The sequence below is a fragment of the Segatella copri genome (assembly GCF_024330485.1).
GTDB classification, from domain to species: domain Bacteria; phylum Bacteroidota; class Bacteroidia; order Bacteroidales; family Bacteroidaceae; genus Prevotella; species Prevotella copri_L.
In genome coordinates this window covers 118,166-135,577 of sequence record NZ_JANDWX010000006.1, presented here as the reverse complement: position 1 = coordinate 135,577, position 17,412 = coordinate 118,166, and the positions used below count along the sequence as shown (strand labels likewise).

The following is a 17,412-nucleotide window of genomic DNA, read 5'->3' as shown; positions in this document are numbered from 1 at the left end:
TATAGATGCTACAGAGTTGCTGGCAGATTTCATCGAAAGTAATCCTGTTGCCCATACGCTACGTAATATGCATATTTATAAACAAGCAAGTTGATATTTATTCACTTGCGAAACTTTAGTTACATATTATCAAGAACAAGGCTCATTGACTTTATCAGCATATCTATCATTTCTTTTGCTGTTTCTACGTTATACATTGCATATATAAGTATAATTGTCAAGGCGATAAAATAATAGGTCCAGGCCTTGTTTCTATTCCATGATATAGATTGTTTAGCCTTGACCTTCCGTCTTTTTCGCTTGTTCTGGAACGATGACGTTGAATACGATTCCACCCTGTTCTCCATTTCCATTAATTTCTAACTTGCTTTCCTGGGCCACTTTAACTGGATATAACTCCATAAGTGCCTTTGATGCTTGAACAGCAACTGAACGCAATGGTGCTGGAGACAATACGGTTCCTCTTCTGTCAGTGTATATGGCAGTCGATGTCTCGTTCACGATTTTCAGAAGCTTTTCTGTAAGCAACGATTTCATCTCAGCTGTTTCATAATTAGAGATTTTGCGCAATTCTGCTATATATTCAGCAACATCGCTGCGAGCCATCAATTTTTTAGCTTTACCCAAAGCCGTATTGCTATTGTCTTTAAAGACATCTTTGTAACACGTTCTCGCATCTCCCAAATATGGATCACATCCGCAAACAAAGAGTTCGCAGAAGTCTTTCTCATTTTGTGACAATGTGTTAGGTATTTTCAATTCCATAATCTAATTTATATATTTAAAGCCCAGCCGATATTGCTCAACTGGGCTTTTCGTTTCTTCTATGAAGAATAGGAAAAATAAGATATTGTGAGTTTTATTGATGATTAGAATTATCGTCACCAATAAGGTCTTCCATGATTATTTTTCTGAATAGATCTTTAATGCCATCCAAAAGGCTTTCTACATCTTGTACTGTCTTAATCACATTTCGATTAAATCTTACGTCAAGGTCATAACCAGATATTTCCATCATGGTTTCATTTCCATCTTCAGATTTGACCGAAAAAAATCGTCTATCAGACTGCGAATTAAACACAACCTCTGGTTCATTCTCCAGAGGCGTGTTAGTCTTGTTATCTTCTGCCATATAATTAAATCTTAAAATGAGTTCTTGACTTTTCTTTCTTTGTCATCACCATGCCGCCATCATTACCTCCAGAATACGCCTGTCTCATACGCTGTGCGCAAACAAAGGCTACGTTTGTGGTGGCAGAAACATCTGCATCTGCATCGTGAGCGTCATCAAGTTCAATTCCAAGTTTTTCACACATAATTTCAAGCTTATAGCTATTCATACCATCCATGTGTGAAAGTGCAAGCTGACCCAAAATAATTGTATCAACATAGTATGGTTGCCAGTTACCATAAAAGCTTCTGACACCTCTAATTACCTTTTCCCATTCCTTTACCTGGCCACCGTACTCCATTAATTGCTGGAAGAAGCCAACATCAAACAATACGTTTTGACCTATCAAGAATGGTTTGAAGTTCTTACCCTTAGATAGTGTATTCTTTTTGATAAATGCAATTACATCTGCTGCAACTTGCTTAATATCAACGCCATGGTCATTTAGCATATCCATTGTGATAGCTGAATATGTAAGAGCTTTTTCTTGGTATTCCATGAAATCCTCTTCATCCTCGAACTTCTTCTTCAAAACCTTACGCTTATTTCCACTCTTGTCAGATTGTTTGCGGTATGGAGAAATATATGCAACATATTTGTCTATTACCTCAAATGTATCAATTCTAACTGCATGTATAGCTATCTGTGTACAAGCGCATTTTGTTGGGTCCAAGCCACCAGTCTCAAAGTCAAGTGTAAATGCTACGATAACTGGTTTATCTGTTTCTGCTGCCATTTGAATATTTGTTTGTTATATCAGTTGCTAATAGATTTAACTTCTCACAATACTGTTCAAGTGATCCGTTATTTTCTACGACATAATCGTAAAACTCATCTGCAAGATTTGTGCGTTCCTTGTCACGCTCCATTCTGTCCTTCTCAATACCTTCCTTGTTAGGCCTCTTGATTTTGACAGTAATCAAATTAAATCGTATTGGCGTTTGTTCCTTTGAGCAAAGGTCAATAAGTCCTTTTTCGTCTATTACATATACGCTATTGAACAATGCCTGGAACTGATTCCATTCTGTCCAATAATGAAACCCTCCAAACTGAGTGTATGCGCACATATTAGACTTGCTTGGCATATCCTTGTCAGAAACAAACCAATGCTCACGTCCATTTTTCTCATACTTTCTTTTAGGACGTGTTGTGTATGAAACAATAGCGTTCCATCCAAAATGTTCCTGGAGATATAGAGAGGCGTATGTCTTACCACTTCCAGAATCTCCAACAATTGCAATAATATTTGCACTCATTACATTATTTCCACTACCGATGACTTATATATCTGTAGATTGTTACCGCCAGCAAAGTCACTGTATTTAACCTGTGCGGAACATATAATCATTTTGTTCTTTGCGCTGCTAGGAGAACCGCCATTACAGAATTTAGATCTGAGATTGGCCCATTCATCGTTCCAGATTACCATTTCTACAAGGTCATTATTTTGTTGAAGTAATACCTTACAAAATGTCTTGTTGGCACCAGTCTTTTTATCCAAGAATTTCTTCTCTTCTATTTCAACTATGCTTGCACATATTGCGACACGTTTGCCATCATAATCATCTTCCTTCACGTTTTTGAGCATTGCCCAAGCTGCACGGCCCTTGATTTTTGGCTTTGCTTCTGAATTGTCATAGATACGTTTGTAATCTATAGCACCAATACCACTGATAGCAATTTGTTGCTGGCTCCAGAAGTAATGCTTTCCACGAAGGTCTGTAGGAATATCCTTTTCCTGGATTTCAAAACCCAAATGCTCTGCTGCTTTTTGAAGGATGGCAAAACGTTCTACAACAGATTGCGCATGTTCAACCTTATCGAAACATCCAGCCAAGATAAGATGTCTAATATGTCTTGCATTCACAGGACACTTTGTAGCTTCATCTGGATTGTCTGGATCATCCCAGTATTGATACTTCTTCAACTTATATCTGAATACTCGATCAATAAAGTTATCTATAGATGTAAAGTCTCCACGAGTTTTACGCTCGTTAACAATCCATTCAGTTGCCTTTGCGCCAAGATTCTTAATACGTGTGAGCGACCAGAATATTTCATTTGTCTCATAGTTCGTGAAGAACGTGTCTCCAGAAACATTGATGTCTGGTGCCACAATTTTTGCGTTACTACACAATTCCATCTCACTCATAAGTGTTGGAATCTGGTCATCCTTTGCCCACTGAAGAGCAACAGTATAAAATGCCGTAGGATAATTGGCCTTCAGATATGCTCCAGCGTATGCCGTTACAGCGTATGCCGTTGCGTGACTCTTGTTGAACAAATATCCACCAGCAACCTCAAACATGTGCCATATTTCGGTTGCTTGTTCTTTTGGACATCCATTTTTATTGGCACCTTCCATGAATTTACCCTTGTATGCGTCAATCTTCTCTTGTTTCTTTTTGGATATGAACTTGACAAGTTTCACACCTTCACCAAGAGAAAGGCCACCTACCTCTCGTGCTATCTGCGCCAACTGTTCCTGGTAGCATAACACACCATAGGTATCTTTCATGGCATTGTACGTTCCCCAAAGATATTTTGGCTGACTATCTCCAAGTTTACAGTCAACATATATATCTGTAGAACCAGAATCAAGTGTAGCAGGACGGAACAGTGCATTTGCGGCAATCAGATCATCAATCTTAGATGGCTTCATGCTCACCAAAAACTTAGTCATTCCTTTAGATGAAAACTGGAATACATTCTGTGTATAGCCTTGTTGAAGCAACGAATACACTTTCTGGTCATCCAGGCCACCTTGTACGATACCTTGAAATGTTAAGTTGGTGCCATACTCACTGTTGCATGTTTTGATTACAGCTTGAAGTTTTGATAGCTCTTTAATTCCCAAACAGTCATTCTTCAGCAATCCCTGCTCGTCAAGAACATATCCGTCAAACTCAGAAATAAGCATATCATCCACCTTTTTGATAGGCGTGAAGTCAAAACACTCCATATCTTTTCCGTCCTTATCGTCTGGAGTCACCAGCAATGCGGATGCGTGAATAGATGACGAACGAGGCTGACCCATTAATGTTCTTATATCTTCAATAACTTGTGGATATTCCTGTATGAATGATTTTACACGCTTATTTGTAGCTGCAAGAACAAACAGGTCCGTCCAAGACATGTTATCGTCCTCAAATATTGCAGTTATATAGTTTACAATATTAACAGGAACTCGATGAACACGTGCAACATCTTTCAAAACAGCCTTAAGCTTCAGAGTTGTGAGAGTTCCAGCAGAAAATACACGTTGTTTACCGTCATGGTTATATCTTCGCTCTATATACTCTTTTACCTCTTGCCTTCTGTCTGATTGGAAGTCGACATCCACATCTGGTAGCGACCCTCCAGGACCTTGTAAATATCCATTATCAACGAAGCAGTCAATCGCTTGAACTGCTTCTGTTGATGTATGATGTTTGATACTTAAAATCTTCATCTTATTATTATGATTCTATTTTTGTACCATAAAGACCGCCATTTTCAAGATAGGTTCTTTCAAAATCAGTAAGAGCATAATCAGTAATGACCATACGCTTTGTGATATATCCATCAAGAACAATACCATCCAAAGTTCTGCAACGGCTCAATGCGACATACAATTGACCTGGACAAAACGTCTTTGACAGATGAAGAACAGCCTTGTCGAATGTAAGTCCTTGACTCTTGTGTATGGTTATTGCCCAGGCAAGAGTAAGTGGATATTGAGTACATGATCCAATTTCCTTTGCAACAATTTCGCCATCTTCAAGAACAAACTCGTTATTAACCCATTTGTTCTTCTTAACCTTGACCTTACGCTTAGAGTTGTCTAACTGAACCGTAATCTCATCATTCCCAATCTCAACAATATTACCAATGGTTCCATTGTAATATCCGTCAGCAGGGTTGTTTACGATTGTCATAACTCGTGCTCCAACACGAAGCTGAAGATGCAATGGGCAAGGGATAGAAGATTCTGGGAACTTGCCATCCATCGTGTAGTCAAATGTATGTGTCGGCTCACCAAGCATTTCTGTATTAATCTTCTCTACATCACGCTTATGTGTACAGATATGAATATAATCCGTATTGAAATCCTTTGCTTTCTTACGGTCTTTCAATTCGCTAAGAACATCAAGCTCTTCAGATGTAACCATATAATTACGAATATGGTTCAAGATGCCAACAAATTCAACATCAGTCTGACGGAACACCTTTGAAAGTTCGATAACATGGAAGAATGTTCTCTTCCAGACTACAGCATTAAAGAAATAGTAGTTATCGTAAAACTCATCCAGAAGTTCTTTGTCTTCCTTCTTTGCTACAGGTGGAAGCTGGTATAAATCACCAAACATAATTACCTGTACGCCACCAAATGGCTCTTTACTTTCACGAACCCATCTCAACTTTCTGTCAACTGTATCAAGAACATCTGGACGGACCATACTTACCTCATCAATAATCAGAACTTCAAGCTGAAGCAGCATTTCTGATTTCTTTTCTGTAAAACGGTATTCCAAACGCTCTGTAGGCGTAATAGGCTTGAATGGCAAACCAAACATGCTATGTAGGGTTACACCACCAGCATTAATAGCAGCAATACCTGTAGGTGCCGCAATTACACACTTTTTAGTTGTGTGCTTAATCAAATACTTAAGAAAAGTTGTCTTACCTGTTCCAGCTTTTCCTGTCACGAACATGTTGTCATTTGTGTTCTCAATCAAGTCCATGACCTTCTTCATTTCATCTGTCAAAACCATATCTTTTAATTATGATTCATTGTTTTTATTAGATTTCGTGAAGTGTAAACAGTACATCACGATTATCAAATTGTATATCATCTCCTTCCTGGAGTTCATCTGCATATAATACGATTGGGTTGTCTTCTCCATCTCGTTTTACAACAAGCTGGGCATCTTTATCAATCTTGTAAGTCTGGCCATTATTCAACTCTACTTCAATATAGTCTTTTGATTCAATGCTGTCTCCAACTACAGTAACATCAGATGGGTACAAACCAGCTCGTTCTGGAAGCAAAAAGCGTTCAAAGATCAAATCATATTTAATTGGGTCTATCAACGTAATGCCAAGCAAGTAAAGTACGAGGCATCCACCAGCAGAACCACGGCCGCATCCAACAAGGATTCCATTTTCTCTTGCCCAGTTTACTGTATCGTATTGAACAAGCATGTAATCTACATTGTTTGTTGCTTCCAGTACATAGATTTCATGTTCTAATCGCTTTTTATAGACCTCTTTCTTTTCTTCTGGGACCAGTTTATCAAAACCTTCTTTCAGCAGTCCAAGGAACATTGAATGTCGGTCTCCCCAACGCTCTTTCTCCTTGTCGGTCATATCATACTGCGGCATGAAGTTTCTATCTGTTTCAAACAGAGCTTTTGCTCCATCAGCTATGACAACTGTATTCTCACAAGCATAATTAAAGATGTCTTCAATATCTTCCCACTCGTCCTTGTCAAATAAAGGTTCAAATGTTACCCAATGTTCATCCAGATCCTTGAAATACTGGTCATCAGACTGTTCATGTGCTGCTCCTTCTGCTATCTTATTGAGAATAATCTTGTTTTTTGCATCATCCTTGTCAAGGTAATAGCAATCAGAGATAAGAACTGGAGGAACAGTACCATTGTCATATAAGTTGTCAAAGTAATACTTTGTTGACTCCAGGACACGAATGTCAATTCTTTCTGCCTTAAATTCAGACAAATCCAATTGATAATAGCAGTCATCAAAAGAGTCCAGGAACTTATTGATTTTATCTCCTATACCATGAAGCCATACTGAAGAGTACTTGTCAAACACGATAATGTTTCCTTCTCCCCTATTCAACAGTTCTACAAGATCTATAATCTTATCGGTAGAATCCACATTAATGGCTTTCTGTATTCTAAGAAGGTTCTGCAACCCATTCTGTGTCTGGCAATATATCTTTGCACCGACCTTATCAACTCCATCTGTAAATGTAAGAGAGTAACCAAAAACTGGTGATATTCCAGCAGACAAACATTCTTTCTGCAAGACTAAGGCACCAGCCATAGTGTTATAATCACATATACCAATCGCCTTTTGCCCCAGATATTTTGTTTTCTTGACCCAATCGCCTATTGAAAATGAGCCATTCAAAAGCTCATAAGGAGTATGTACTCCCAAGTTAACAAATGGCTGGTCATGCTCGCATTTCTTTCTGGTACCAATATACTTCAAGACATTGAACTTAAATTCCTTCCTTGTGTCGTAATAATACCAATTATCGCCAAACTTAAACACGATATAGAAGATCTCTTCATCGTGTAATGTTTCGATGTTTTCTGTTGCATTGAACTTAACGTTGTTCTGCAAATCAGTTCTGAAGATTGAGCTTATCAAGTTTGTATCTTCATAATACATTTTCCCAAGCCCTTCAACGTTTACAACTTCATCGTCAAGAATTTCATACTGTATCTTATTGGCATCCAGCCATTCCAACAATTCATTGCTCATATTTTATTCAATTTATATTCTATAGGTGTTTTGAGCCTAAAAGAAAAAGTGTCAAATATATCCCAGAAATCCATACTGTCAAAGTCATCTGAAGGATTCTCAATATCTGCTATATAGACATCGAAGTAATCGTTCAATTGAAGTGATGTCTTTTTGATAGATTCTACAGCATCTCCATCATATCCTACAACCACGGTTTTTACACCTTTTGATTGCAACTTATATATCTGGACATCGGAAATTTTCTTTCCAAACGTTGCCACAACAGCTATTTGACTATTGTCGTAAAGATTTAACTTTCTGGTAAGTGCAATTGCGTCAAACACGCCCTCTACAATTATTACCGTATCTGTTTCGTCTTCTATAACAGCATCATAGTTATACAGCAATTTAACGAAGTCATTTTCAGTACTATTGCGGTATCGCATAATCTGATATTCTCCATTATGTCTTGCCTTTCTGTTGTATTCATCTATCTCTTTTTTATCCCATGTATGACGTGACACATAGCCGACAACATCTCCACAATCTATGATAGGAAAGATGACATAATCATCAAACTTGAAATTCATACCTCTTGTGGTTCCTACTGGGAAATAATCGTAATCATCTTCAGTAAACCCACGTTGTTTAAGGTATCTGTTTCTACGTGTCCTTTTATATCCTTCTGGCATATTGACAACTGAAAGCGAGTCATCTATTTCTTTATCGTCTTCTTCATCAAAGAAAGAAAAGCGATTTTGGATATTTGACTGGTCCAGATTAAACGTGTCTGTTACGACAAGATCTTCTCGACCAATATCTTTCAGCAGCTCATTAAGCGTTCTGGTTGAATGGCCGCAAGAAAAGCAATGCGCCATAAACGTTTGTTTCCTGTCTGTAGGCTTGCCAACATAAATACCGTATTTGCCGCCTGTATGCCCACAATAAGGACATACAGGAACAACTAGGTTTTTACCGCTACCATCCAGTTTTGCGTGCAATTCAATTGTCAGCTCGCTTATTATATGCTCTTTTTCTTCTTTACTCAATTCCATATTAGCTTACCAATCTTAAGTTCATTGTCCTTTCTTTATCATAGAATTTTTCATTCTCATAATCAGTAGCAATCTTAATAGGATCGCCCTTCTTAAAGAATCTGGACTTAGCAACATACAATCTCATCGTGTCCTCTTTCATTTCATTGTCACTCTGGTTAAGAGTAATCAAATGTGTCATAGGACGTGCAAGACCCTTTGCTTCTGCACAGTTATACTCTGTCAACACCTTGCTTTCATCGTTCAAGAAATCCTTGTTTTCGATAGTTGCCTGGTAGGTTACAACCATCCAGACATTCTCTTCTCCAGCCAAGTCTTTGAGGTCATTTGCCACTGCGATACGTCTATGTCGCTCTCCACTTTCACTCCATTTACGCCCACTGGAATCAGTCAACAGGTCCATAGAGTCTATGATAACAACATCTGGGTTATATCCAAACAGTTTCTTGTATTCTTGAATACCATTCTTAATATCAAGAGTTGAAACCTGGTTGGCAAACTTAGGATATGCTCTTACCTTCAGAGTTCCAGACATGGCCTTAACCAAATCTATCATTACGGCAAAATCTCTATCCTTAATGGTGCCAGTATTGTATCTGAAAGAGCTACATTCTACAAGGGAAGCAGAATAAGCGTCAGTTACTTCATCCTTAGATCCTTCAAGCTGGAAGTGAAGCACATTCAAGCCATCCATTTGGGCAGAGCATTTACCAACCCATCTTGCAGCATGGCTCTTACCAACTCCTGTAGGTGCCAGAAAGCATGTCAACTGAGTTCGCAAATCTCTTCCAGCATTCATTTCATCCAGACCATCAATATAGAACCTTGTTATAGGCTTTAATTTTGATTCCTGGTTGTGCTTCTCTCTGTTTCGTTTGAATCTTGACTCAAATGTCTCACCTACATCTATGAATTCATTCTGACGTAAGGAAAATTCATTCTGCCAATCTGCAAAACTTGACATGAGTTTGAATGCTTTTTCACTTTCTTGCTTGGCATAAAGCTCGCCTATCTCTTTGAATGTCTTCTGGAACTTTACATTTCTGAGATATTCCTCAAACTGTTCTAGAATGACATCTGCTTCAACACCTTCAGCACAATCTTTTATATCATTAAGCAGAGCAGTTACCTCTCTGTTCATAGACACGATTTGGCTTATGATGTTAAGTGTAGGGGCCGACTTGTGTTCTTTATAATACTTTCGCAAGTAAGTCTGGAGTGACTGGAAATCTCGTCCTGGAAGGTAAGAATTCTCCATGTACGTGCAAACTAAACCGCAAACGTAATCATATTGAAAACAACCGTAGTATAGCTCAAATAAGAAGTCTTCCGTTAAAACGTTACCTTTATCCTTTGCCATATTTTTCAATTCTTATTCTGTACAATTCTGGATATTTGCGTTCTGTCTCCTTCATACAGTCCTGTGCGTTTGTACACATATTGCATGTTTCTGAAAATGGAGACCACATCAGAGTCGAAATTTGACAGATTGTATATCCAACTTGCGTATTCAAACATCTTTTTTTGGTGCTCTCCTCTGCTTCCATATAAATGTACTTTGCTTGAGGATGCTCCTGTTTTTGTTCAGATATTAAAGAATTCAGATAGGCTCTTGTAAGCTGTGCTTCAGATAACCATTGGTTTTCCATGAAGGTTTTCTCTCTGGATGACATTTGCTTGTATTTGTCCAGAGCGGTTTTTCCGAATACATTAGGAGCCAATTTTTGTTGAAACTGCGCATTTCTGTTCTTATGAATCTGGAAGATACAGTAATCAACAATGCGTGAATAGTTAATGTCACCTCCACACAAATTAGAGAAGTCCTTTATCCACTTTGATAGTTTTTTGTTGGTAGCCCCTCCATTCGGGAATTTGAAGGAGGGGTCAACCAAACGTTTCTCTATTTCAGTGTATATTGACTTGATCTGCTTAATTAGTCGTTCTTCGCTTACCATCTCTTGTCAATAGTTTCTGAAGTTCCTTTCGTGCCAAGAATAAACGACTTTTAACTGTATTAATATTGCGAGATTCTAAGGCTCCGTTCTGGTATTCAAATTCCGCAATCTCTTTAAGGTCATAACCTACAAACTGGTAGATTAATGCTCTTTTAAGCTGCGGTTTTAAACTGTCAAGTGCATCAAGTATTTCGTCTCCAAAATACTCTCTGTAGTTGTCAACAGTTATACCATTACAACCACCTTCATGTTCTACGTCTGAGAGGCATGCGGTAGGATATGACTCTATGTCATTGTCTCTATCCTTCATGTTTTCTCTCTTCTGTCTCTTTTCTTCAATCTTATATACGTGTCTTTTTGTCACGATATGCAACCACGTATGGATTGACATGGAGGTGTCGTAAGTCTCTATATAACGGTACATATTGGCAAGGACTGCATTATAGTTTTCTTCCACATCACATGAATGATATGTGTAATCAATGCACAATTTGTATATCATATTTTTATATGGTTCAACATACTGAGCAAATAATGCTCTACGTTTCTTTGCTACTTCATCAGAGATTCCTCTCCCTGGGTTGATGGAACTGTGTGTCTTTTCCACGCTTCTCGAACGTTTAATTTAAACAAATGATCAACGTTCATCAATTTGTGGATCTTACAATACTGCTTCCATTTATTATCACAAGAGATAAAAAACTCTCTAACTTTATCATCGGAAGGTTGAGGAGTTTGTGACAGGAATTCATAAAAATCCCCAAGAATAACTCCTAAATTACTAACGTGACTTGCGTTCTGTCTTTGTTGAACACGCCTCATTCTTCTTGCTTGACTCATAAGTCTATTACTACAATTAAAGTTTATATTTTCTTACATAATACTTGAAGATGTGTGTTGCATCTGCCATATTATCATCACATGGTGTGATATTCCAGCGTTTAATGCAATAAGTAATCATCTTCTCCTTGTCAGCTTTTCCATCACCAGTAGCCCATTTCTTTACGGTGCTAACATTTACAAACTTTGGCTCTGGGAGTCCAAGCTGGGCGCATATTAGGAACAATATGCCTCTAAATTCAGATAATTTGCGCATACCAACGAACTTGCCTTTAACATTTACGTCTTCTGCGACAATCAATTTTATGTCATTCTTTTGGATAAACTCTTTAAGAGTGTTGTAGAACGAAAGATGTTGCTCTATAGCGTTCCTTCCAGTCTTCTGAGTAAAATTCCATGTTCCAGCCTCGTGCGTACTGTAGTAACCACAGTGAGTTGCAATATCAAGGCTGAGGATATTATCACGTGTTATTGCTTCTTGGTTCTTTTCATCTTGTTCTTTAGTCATTTATATATGAAACACCATTTTGTTTGTTAACCACAGTTCTGTATGGGTAGCCTTCAGCAATATTGCCGTGACTTACAACGAGACTTGTGATTTCTAATTGATTAAGGGCCTCGAAGGTATTATCAAGACCACCTTCATCACACGCATCAAGAATCTCATCAAGAATAAGAAGGTCAAGACCCTTTCCTGGGTCACAGTTCAAGTTGGTCAGCTTGTGCATAGCCAATATGCTTGCAAGACTTACTCTAGTCTTCTCTCCTTCTGAGAATTTTCCAAATGATCCGCAATCAACTCCATCACGCAAAAGAGATATTGAGATCTTATCACGTACCTTTCCGCTCTTCAACACTGTAAATCCAGAGAATTGAATGCGTATATCACTTCCAATAGCCTCCAGGAACTCATTTGTTATATGTCCTAAAGCATCAATCTTTGAATTTGCAAGATGGGTCTTAAACTCAACGAAGTAAGCGTCCTGTTGCTTTAACTGATTCAGTTTAGACTCAATCTCATCTTTATGCTTCACAGCGTCTTCATATTCTTTCTGGCATTTCTCCTTTTTGGCTTCCATAGATTTCAAGACATCTGTTTCCGACACATTCAGCAAGTCATTGTTTGCATCCTTAAGAGACTTGATGGTTCCTTCTGCATTTTTGACTTCTTTGTCTAAATTAAAAATAATATCATCAAGCTTGCCTCTTTTACTGTCAATCAAATCAAATGCTTCATCCAACATATCAACAATAAGGTTGTCAATGCTCTTCTCAATATTGTCAACCTTAGCGTTCAATTTAGTCAAATCAACATTAAGGTTTGAAATTGATGTGCTCAATTTATTGATATTGTTTTTAGAATCTGAGAGACTGGCAAACATTTGCGACTTTTCAGACGTAAGCTTATCGCTCAATGTACGCTGAGATGACTTGTCAGAATCACAGGTGTCAAGTGTTTTGTAGTTGTCGGAAATTGTATTGTCAATATCCTTAATCTCACCTTGTCGGTCCTGTAGTTTTTTTCTTATGCCATCAATATCAACATCGTCAGAAAGTGTGAACTCATGCTTACACTTAGGACAAACTATCACTCCAGCAAGCTGCGCATTCAATGTAGCTACATCTTTTTCAAGGTTTTGCTTCTGGGATCTTAAACTCTTTATGCTATCTTCAACAGATTTGATGTTTGCATCAATATCATTGATTTTAGCTTGAATCTTTTCAGATTTTGTACCATAAGTTTCCATGAACTTGTCGTACTTTGTTTTGAGTTTAGCGTAATTAGCTTGCTCTTTTTTAAGAGATGACTCTTCTGCCTTCAAAGATTTCTCAATTTCACGACTGAATTTGGCGGTATCTTTCAACTCTTTTTTGTAATCATCTGCCTTCTTTAGGTAGTCGTTTCCCAAATGCAGCTGATAGTCTTCAGAACATTTCTTGTTGTATTCTGCAAACTTACTGACGATAGACTTATAACATTGAGACATGTCTAAATCCTGGTCCTTATCCAGTCTTTGACACTCATCATCAACATCATCCAGTCTGTCATACTGAGAGTTCAATTCTCCAATTTCAGACTCTTTCTGTCTAATCAACGCTCTCTGTTCAGCAATGAGTTTCTTGTTGCTTTCAATCTTCTCTTCTTTTGTCTGCTTGTTCGAAAGAGATGTTTGCTTAAACTCATTTATCTGTTCAGACAACACATTTACCTGCCCTGTCTTCTCTGAAACCAACATTTGAGCTTCGGTCAGTTCTTTTGCAACAGGTTCTATGTCTGCATGCAAGGCTTCAATTGCCTCATCTACAACGATACCATTGCTAAATCTGTTGATAATTTCCTTCTTATCCTTATCAGAGCTGGACAGAAACGACTTGTATTTGTGCTTTGACAAGATTATGTTTGAAAAAATCTCATCCTTTGTCAGACCTATTTGGCGAAGTACTTCTTTGTTGTATTCAGCAACAGAAGAACATGGTAATTCAATCTCTTCACCAAGTTCATTCATTGTAAGCTTTATTGTCTGGGCAGACTTTCTGAACAGGTGACGCTCAATGGTAAAGATTCTTTCTTCATCAAGAAGCGTAATAATAATCTCTGCTTCATCAGCAGCATCATTGATAATCTCTTCTGCTGACTTAATATCACGCAATACATCTCCAGTCAGACCGATAGAGATTGCTTCAATAAGAGCAGACTTACCAGAACCGTTTGAAGGCTGAGAGTCATTATCCATATTGTTGCCAAAGATCAGTGTTGTATGTCCTTGCCCAATTGTATAATCAAGCTCCTCAAAAGCACAGATATTTCTTGCCTTTACTTTTTCTAACTTCCACATACCTAGCTAATTTTTTCGAGATATTTCAATCCAAGTTCAACATTTGTGTTTCCCTTGCTAATACAGAACTCTTTCCATTCATTGACAATTTCATGCTTGTCATACTTCTTGTCAAGAGCATGGCTGGAAACTTTCTGGGTGTCAGTTTCAATTGTATCAATCTCAACTTTTGTGGCACCAGCGGCAATGAGCTTTTTCTTGTCAATTGTCGACTTTACAGTACTGTCACAGCTAACTCGTAGCTTAACCTTATACTTGCCTTCCTCTTTAATTTGGTTAAGTTCTGCCAACAAGTCATCATCAATACCGTTTGCAGGTACATCAATAACCTTATAGCGAGTATTAACTTGATTCTGGATGAATTCAGTGGTACCGTCATCAAACAAGATTGTATAACCCTTCATCTCATCTTCTCCAAAGTTTGCTTGTCTTGAAGAACCAATATACTCAATATTTGTATTCTTGATTTTAGTTCTATTGTGATAATGGCCTACAAGAACTTTGTCAAAGTCTTTAAATATCTTTGTTGGAAGTTCTTTCTTACTTGGAGTTGCAAGGGCACCATTAATGCCTTCATGTATGTACAATATATTATTGTTAGAAGGATTAAAGTCATTTTGAACCATGTCTTCTAAACGCTCAGTAAACGAACCGTCTTCTGGGAAGTAACTCATTACATATAGCGTTCCATTTTCTCCAAAATCAATTGGCATATAATCATCTACAACAAACACGTTCTTGTATTCACTGAAGATGTGACTGTAGCCATATAGTGCTTCTTGATCTATCAAATCGTGATTACCTTCAGCTATTGTCAATGTAATGTCGGCATTACCAGCCTTGATAATAGCGTCTCTTACAGCTAACAGAACATCAAGTGTTTGAGAAGAACGAGACTGCCATAAATCTCCACCAATAATAATATCAACAATACCACGTTTCTTGCATATATCCAATGCTTCATCCCAATTCTTCTGAAAGTCTTGAAGACTATCTCTAGAAACGTGAATGTCATTAATCAATAAAAATTCGGCTTGTTTCATGTTACTATATTTAAAAAAGTGGCTCATTTTTATATTAAAGCCACTTTTTATATTAACAATAATTATCTTGTTCTTCTACGCTCTGGACGTGCTGCTCTGCGCTCACGTGTACGAGGTACGGCTGGCTCATTGTTGTCAAAATTGTGCTCACCACGACTATGACGGCCACTGTCACCAGACTCCTCATCATCGTCAGAATTTTCTGGTTCTGACTCTGGCTCCTGTTCGTCATCTGTAGGATCGTCTGTTGGCTCATTCTCTGGCTCATCAACAGGATCCTCATCTTGATAGTCATCTGGATCATTATCACCAGCATCCTTTAAACGCTCCAGGCAATCCTCAATGTCATTGAGCAGAACCTCATTTGACTTTCCACGAACAACCTTAACGGTTATGTCTGCGTTATCGTCAATATACTCACGAATACGGTCACGAAGAGCGATACCCTCGGTTGACTTGTCAGTCTTTCCTTCAGACTTATACTTCTCGTAGTAAGCCCACATGGAGTCGATGTCGTAGCCAATCTCGTCAGAGCCATTGTCACCATCATCGTCAGAATCGCCATCCTTGTTCTTCTTGTCGAAAGAGAATGATGATTTGTCATCAGCTGGAAGCTCCATCTTGATCTTGTCAATAACGTCCTTAATCTCCTTGCTTGACATCACATCCATCTCGTTCTTCTCATCGTACTGCTTCAAGTACTCAATGGTAGCTTCAAGATGGAATTTGTTGTAGCGATATGCTGCATCTGGAATTGTCTGCGTATCAAACAAAGCCTGGCACTCCTCATTTGTCAAAGGCTGCTTACCAGAAAGGATGTCAACACTGATAGTGTATTTGGTCTTTCTGTTCTCGGTCTTGCGCTTGATCTGTACTGGGAAGGCATCTGCTGGAGAAGAAATAGGACAACCAACCTTTTCGCCATTCTCGGTAACTCGCTTCCAGATTTCGAGCTTTGCGTCTTCCAACTCCTTGTATTGTGGGTAAGACATAGAGAACAACTGAATTCCATCCTCCTTCTTCTTAAGGTTGTAGATGTACATCAAACGTTGAGAATCCCACTTCAAGCCACCTTCAAAACCAGATGCCTTAATCTTGTCCATAAGCTTCTCATCATCACCATACATCTTTTCAGCTACCTTAAGGTACTCATCAATAAGGTCAACAGAAATACCAGCATAACTTGAGTGACATACGTTTACGAAGAAATCCTTATCACCCTTCTTTGCTCCTGGCTTAACAAGACGAAGAACTTTCGTCTTAATTGGGTATTCATATCCCTTGCGCTCCATCTTGTAGCTTCCATCAGCTTGCTTAATAGGGATAAGAGGCAAAATACGGATTGAATACGTTCCGTCCTTGTCAATACGGAAATGGTTAGTCTTCTGGAAACTTGTGCTCTCATCAGCACTCTTCTGAAGAGCCTCCTCATAAGTCTCCTGCTGCTCCTGCATCATCAGAAGCGGATTAAATTTTTTGTTTTCTTCCATTTTAAAAAATGAAGTTTAATTATGTGTAAGAGGAAGATTATTCCACTGATCGGTGTAAGCACCTGCCCAAAGTTCCTTCGCTTCTGGAGCGTTAATGTCACTCTTAGGCTTGATGTCAATTCCCCATTCAGTTTTGGCATGATGAACAATACTCTCTATAACTTTGTTCATCTCACTTGCTTTTTCATTTTTCAGATCAAAGTATTCAAACTTTTCTCCGTTCGGAAGATGACAGACATGAATTGGTGCGTACACCTCTTCAAAATATCTGTATAGTGCATTTACTTGTGGGTGCCCTGGAAGCTCATCAGAGATTTGCTTAAGAACTATTCCAAATAAATACTTCAAATTGTTCAGAGACCTGTTCTTGGTATCGTCCATTATCAAGACAATATAATCACCATCTTTCAAATTTCTAATAGCCATTTGAAGGTCTGTTTGTGTTGCCTCTGCGTCTTGCACAATGAGGCGTGCCTTGCTATGTAGCATAGCGTTTATTTTTAAATTCGGTTGCAAAGATACACATTATCAATTTAACTACCAA

General features: G+C 38.2%; 16 protein-coding genes. All 16 read right to left on the bottom strand.

The features are described from left to right. Positions 1-273: 273 nt before the first annotated feature. Entirely contained in the window at positions 274-765 is a 492-nt protein-coding gene (locus tag NNC77_RS05890) for a hypothetical protein (RefSeq protein WP_254969962.1), read from the bottom strand. Between the two features lie 94 nt (positions 766-859). Next, a complete protein-coding gene (locus NNC77_RS05885; protein WP_254969963.1) occupies positions 860-1,132 on the bottom strand; it encodes a hypothetical protein in 273 nt (90 codons plus the stop codon). A gap of 4 nt (positions 1,133-1,136) precedes the next feature. Beyond that, the gene (locus tag NNC77_RS05880; protein WP_254969964.1) at positions 1,137-1,907 is read right to left on the bottom strand and encodes a 3'-5' exonuclease; all 771 of its coding nucleotides are present in this window, start codon (positions 1,905-1,907) and stop codon (positions 1,137-1,139) included. Next, positions 1,888-2,427 (bottom strand): guanylate kinase, encoded by a 540-nt coding sequence (locus tag NNC77_RS05875; RefSeq protein ID WP_254969965.1) that lies wholly within the window; start codon positions 2,425-2,427, stop codon positions 1,888-1,890. The genes NNC77_RS05880 and NNC77_RS05875 overlap by 20 nt, the downstream gene beginning before the upstream one ends. After that, positions 2,427-4,622 (bottom strand): DNA polymerase III subunit alpha, encoded by a 2,196-nt coding sequence (locus NNC77_RS05870; RefSeq protein WP_254969967.1) that lies wholly within the window; start codon positions 4,620-4,622, stop codon positions 2,427-2,429. Before NNC77_RS05870 ends, NNC77_RS05875 begins: the two co-directional genes overlap by 1 nt. Positions 4,623-4,629: 7 nt before the next feature. Next, on the bottom strand, positions 4,630-5,925 hold the full coding sequence (locus tag NNC77_RS05865; RefSeq protein WP_254969968.1) for an ATP-dependent DNA helicase: 1,296 nt from the start codon (positions 5,923-5,925) through the stop codon (positions 4,630-4,632). Between the two features lie 28 nt (positions 5,926-5,953). Continuing rightward, complete coding sequence (locus NNC77_RS05860) at positions 5,954-7,666, bottom strand: PHP domain-containing protein (RefSeq protein WP_254969969.1); 1,713 nt, start codon at positions 7,664-7,666, stop codon at positions 5,954-5,956. After that, positions 7,663-8,703, bottom strand: coding sequence for a toprim domain-containing protein (locus NNC77_RS05855; RefSeq protein ID WP_254969970.1), 1,041 nt, complete (start codon positions 8,701-8,703; stop codon positions 7,663-7,665). The genes NNC77_RS05860 and NNC77_RS05855 overlap by 4 nt, the downstream gene beginning before the upstream one ends. A gap of 1 nt (position 8,704) precedes the next feature. Next, positions 8,705-9,844, bottom strand: a complete 1,140-nt coding sequence (locus NNC77_RS05850) for a DnaB-like helicase C-terminal domain-containing protein (RefSeq protein ID WP_254969971.1) — start codon at positions 9,842-9,844, stop codon at positions 8,705-8,707. Between the two features lie 205 nt (positions 9,845-10,049). Next, positions 10,050-10,658, bottom strand: coding sequence for a hypothetical protein (locus tag NNC77_RS05845; protein WP_254969973.1), 609 nt, complete (start codon positions 10,656-10,658; stop codon positions 10,050-10,052). Continuing rightward, positions 10,633-11,265 carry an RNA polymerase sigma factor gene (locus NNC77_RS05840; RefSeq protein WP_254969974.1) on the bottom strand — a complete coding sequence of 211 codons (633 nt, stop codon included), beginning with the start codon at positions 11,263-11,265 and terminating at the stop codon, positions 10,633-10,635. The genes NNC77_RS05845 and NNC77_RS05840 overlap by 26 nt, the downstream gene beginning before the upstream one ends. Before the next feature lie 249 nt (positions 11,266-11,514). Then, complete coding sequence (locus NNC77_RS05835) at positions 11,515-12,006, bottom strand: crossover junction endodeoxyribonuclease RuvC (RefSeq protein WP_254969975.1); 492 nt, start codon at positions 12,004-12,006, stop codon at positions 11,515-11,517. Continuing rightward, on the bottom strand, positions 11,999-14,335 hold the full coding sequence (locus NNC77_RS05830) for an AAA family ATPase (protein ID WP_254969976.1): 2,337 nt from the start codon (positions 14,333-14,335) through the stop codon (positions 11,999-12,001). The genes NNC77_RS05835 and NNC77_RS05830 overlap by 8 nt, the downstream gene beginning before the upstream one ends. 2 nt (positions 14,336-14,337) lie before the next feature. Beyond that, a complete protein-coding gene (locus tag NNC77_RS05825) occupies positions 14,338-15,378 on the bottom strand; it encodes a metallophosphoesterase family protein (RefSeq protein WP_254969977.1) in 1,041 nt (346 codons plus the stop codon). 62 nt (positions 15,379-15,440) lie between these two features. Then, complete coding sequence (locus tag NNC77_RS05820; RefSeq protein ID WP_254969978.1) at positions 15,441-16,868, bottom strand: hypothetical protein; 1,428 nt, start codon at positions 16,866-16,868, stop codon at positions 15,441-15,443. 15 nt (positions 16,869-16,883) lie between these two features. Beyond that, positions 16,884-17,357 carry a hypothetical protein gene (locus tag NNC77_RS05815; RefSeq protein ID WP_254969979.1) on the bottom strand — a complete coding sequence of 158 codons (474 nt, stop codon included), beginning with the start codon at positions 17,355-17,357 and terminating at the stop codon, positions 16,884-16,886. Positions 17,358-17,412 lie beyond the last annotated feature (55 nt).

Excerpts from the sequence above, each read along its gene's own strand:
- NNC77_RS05890 (WP_254969962.1), bottom strand. The coding sequence starts at position 765 with ATGGAATTGAAAATACCTAACACATTGTCACAAAATGAGAAAGACTTC.
- NNC77_RS05885 (WP_254969963.1), bottom strand. The coding sequence starts at position 1,132 with ATGGCAGAAGATAACAAGACTAACACGCCTCTGGAGAATGAACCAGAG.
- NNC77_RS05880 (WP_254969964.1), bottom strand. The coding sequence starts at position 1,907 with ATGGCAGCAGAAACAGATAAACCAGTTATCGTAGCATTTACACTTGAC.
- NNC77_RS05875 (WP_254969965.1), bottom strand. The coding sequence starts at position 2,427 with ATGAGTGCAAATATTATTGCAATTGTTGGAGATTCTGGAAGTGGTAAG.
- NNC77_RS05870 (WP_254969967.1), bottom strand. The coding sequence starts at position 4,622 with ATGAAGATTTTAAGTATCAAACATCATACATCAACAGAAGCAGTTCAA.
- NNC77_RS05865 (WP_254969968.1), bottom strand. The coding sequence starts at position 5,925 with ATGGTTTTGACAGATGAAATGAAGAAGGTCATGGACTTGATTGAGAAC.
- NNC77_RS05860 (WP_254969969.1), bottom strand. The coding sequence starts at position 7,666 with ATGAGCAATGAATTGTTGGAATGGCTGGATGCCAATAAGATACAGTAT.
- NNC77_RS05855 (WP_254969970.1), bottom strand. The coding sequence starts at position 8,703 with ATGGAATTGAGTAAAGAAGAAAAAGAGCATATAATAAGCGAGCTGACA.
- NNC77_RS05850 (WP_254969971.1), bottom strand. The coding sequence starts at position 9,844 with ATGAACAGAGAGGTAACTGCTCTGCTTAATGATATAAAAGATTGTGCT.
- NNC77_RS05845 (WP_254969973.1), bottom strand. The coding sequence starts at position 10,658 with ATGGTAAGCGAAGAACGACTAATTAAGCAGATCAAGTCAATATACACT.
- NNC77_RS05835 (WP_254969975.1), bottom strand. The coding sequence starts at position 12,006 with ATGACTAAAGAACAAGATGAAAAGAACCAAGAAGCAATAACACGTGAT.
- NNC77_RS05830 (WP_254969976.1), bottom strand. The coding sequence starts at position 14,335 with ATGTGGAAGTTAGAAAAAGTAAAGGCAAGAAATATCTGTGCTTTTGAG.
- NNC77_RS05825 (WP_254969977.1), bottom strand. The coding sequence starts at position 15,378 with ATGAAACAAGCCGAATTTTTATTGATTAATGACATTCACGTTTCTAGA.
- NNC77_RS05820 (WP_254969978.1), bottom strand. The coding sequence starts at position 16,868 with ATGGAAGAAAACAAAAAATTTAATCCGCTTCTGATGATGCAGGAGCAG.
- NNC77_RS05815 (WP_254969979.1), bottom strand. The coding sequence starts at position 17,357 with ATGCTACATAGCAAGGCACGCCTCATTGTGCAAGACGCAGAGGCAACA.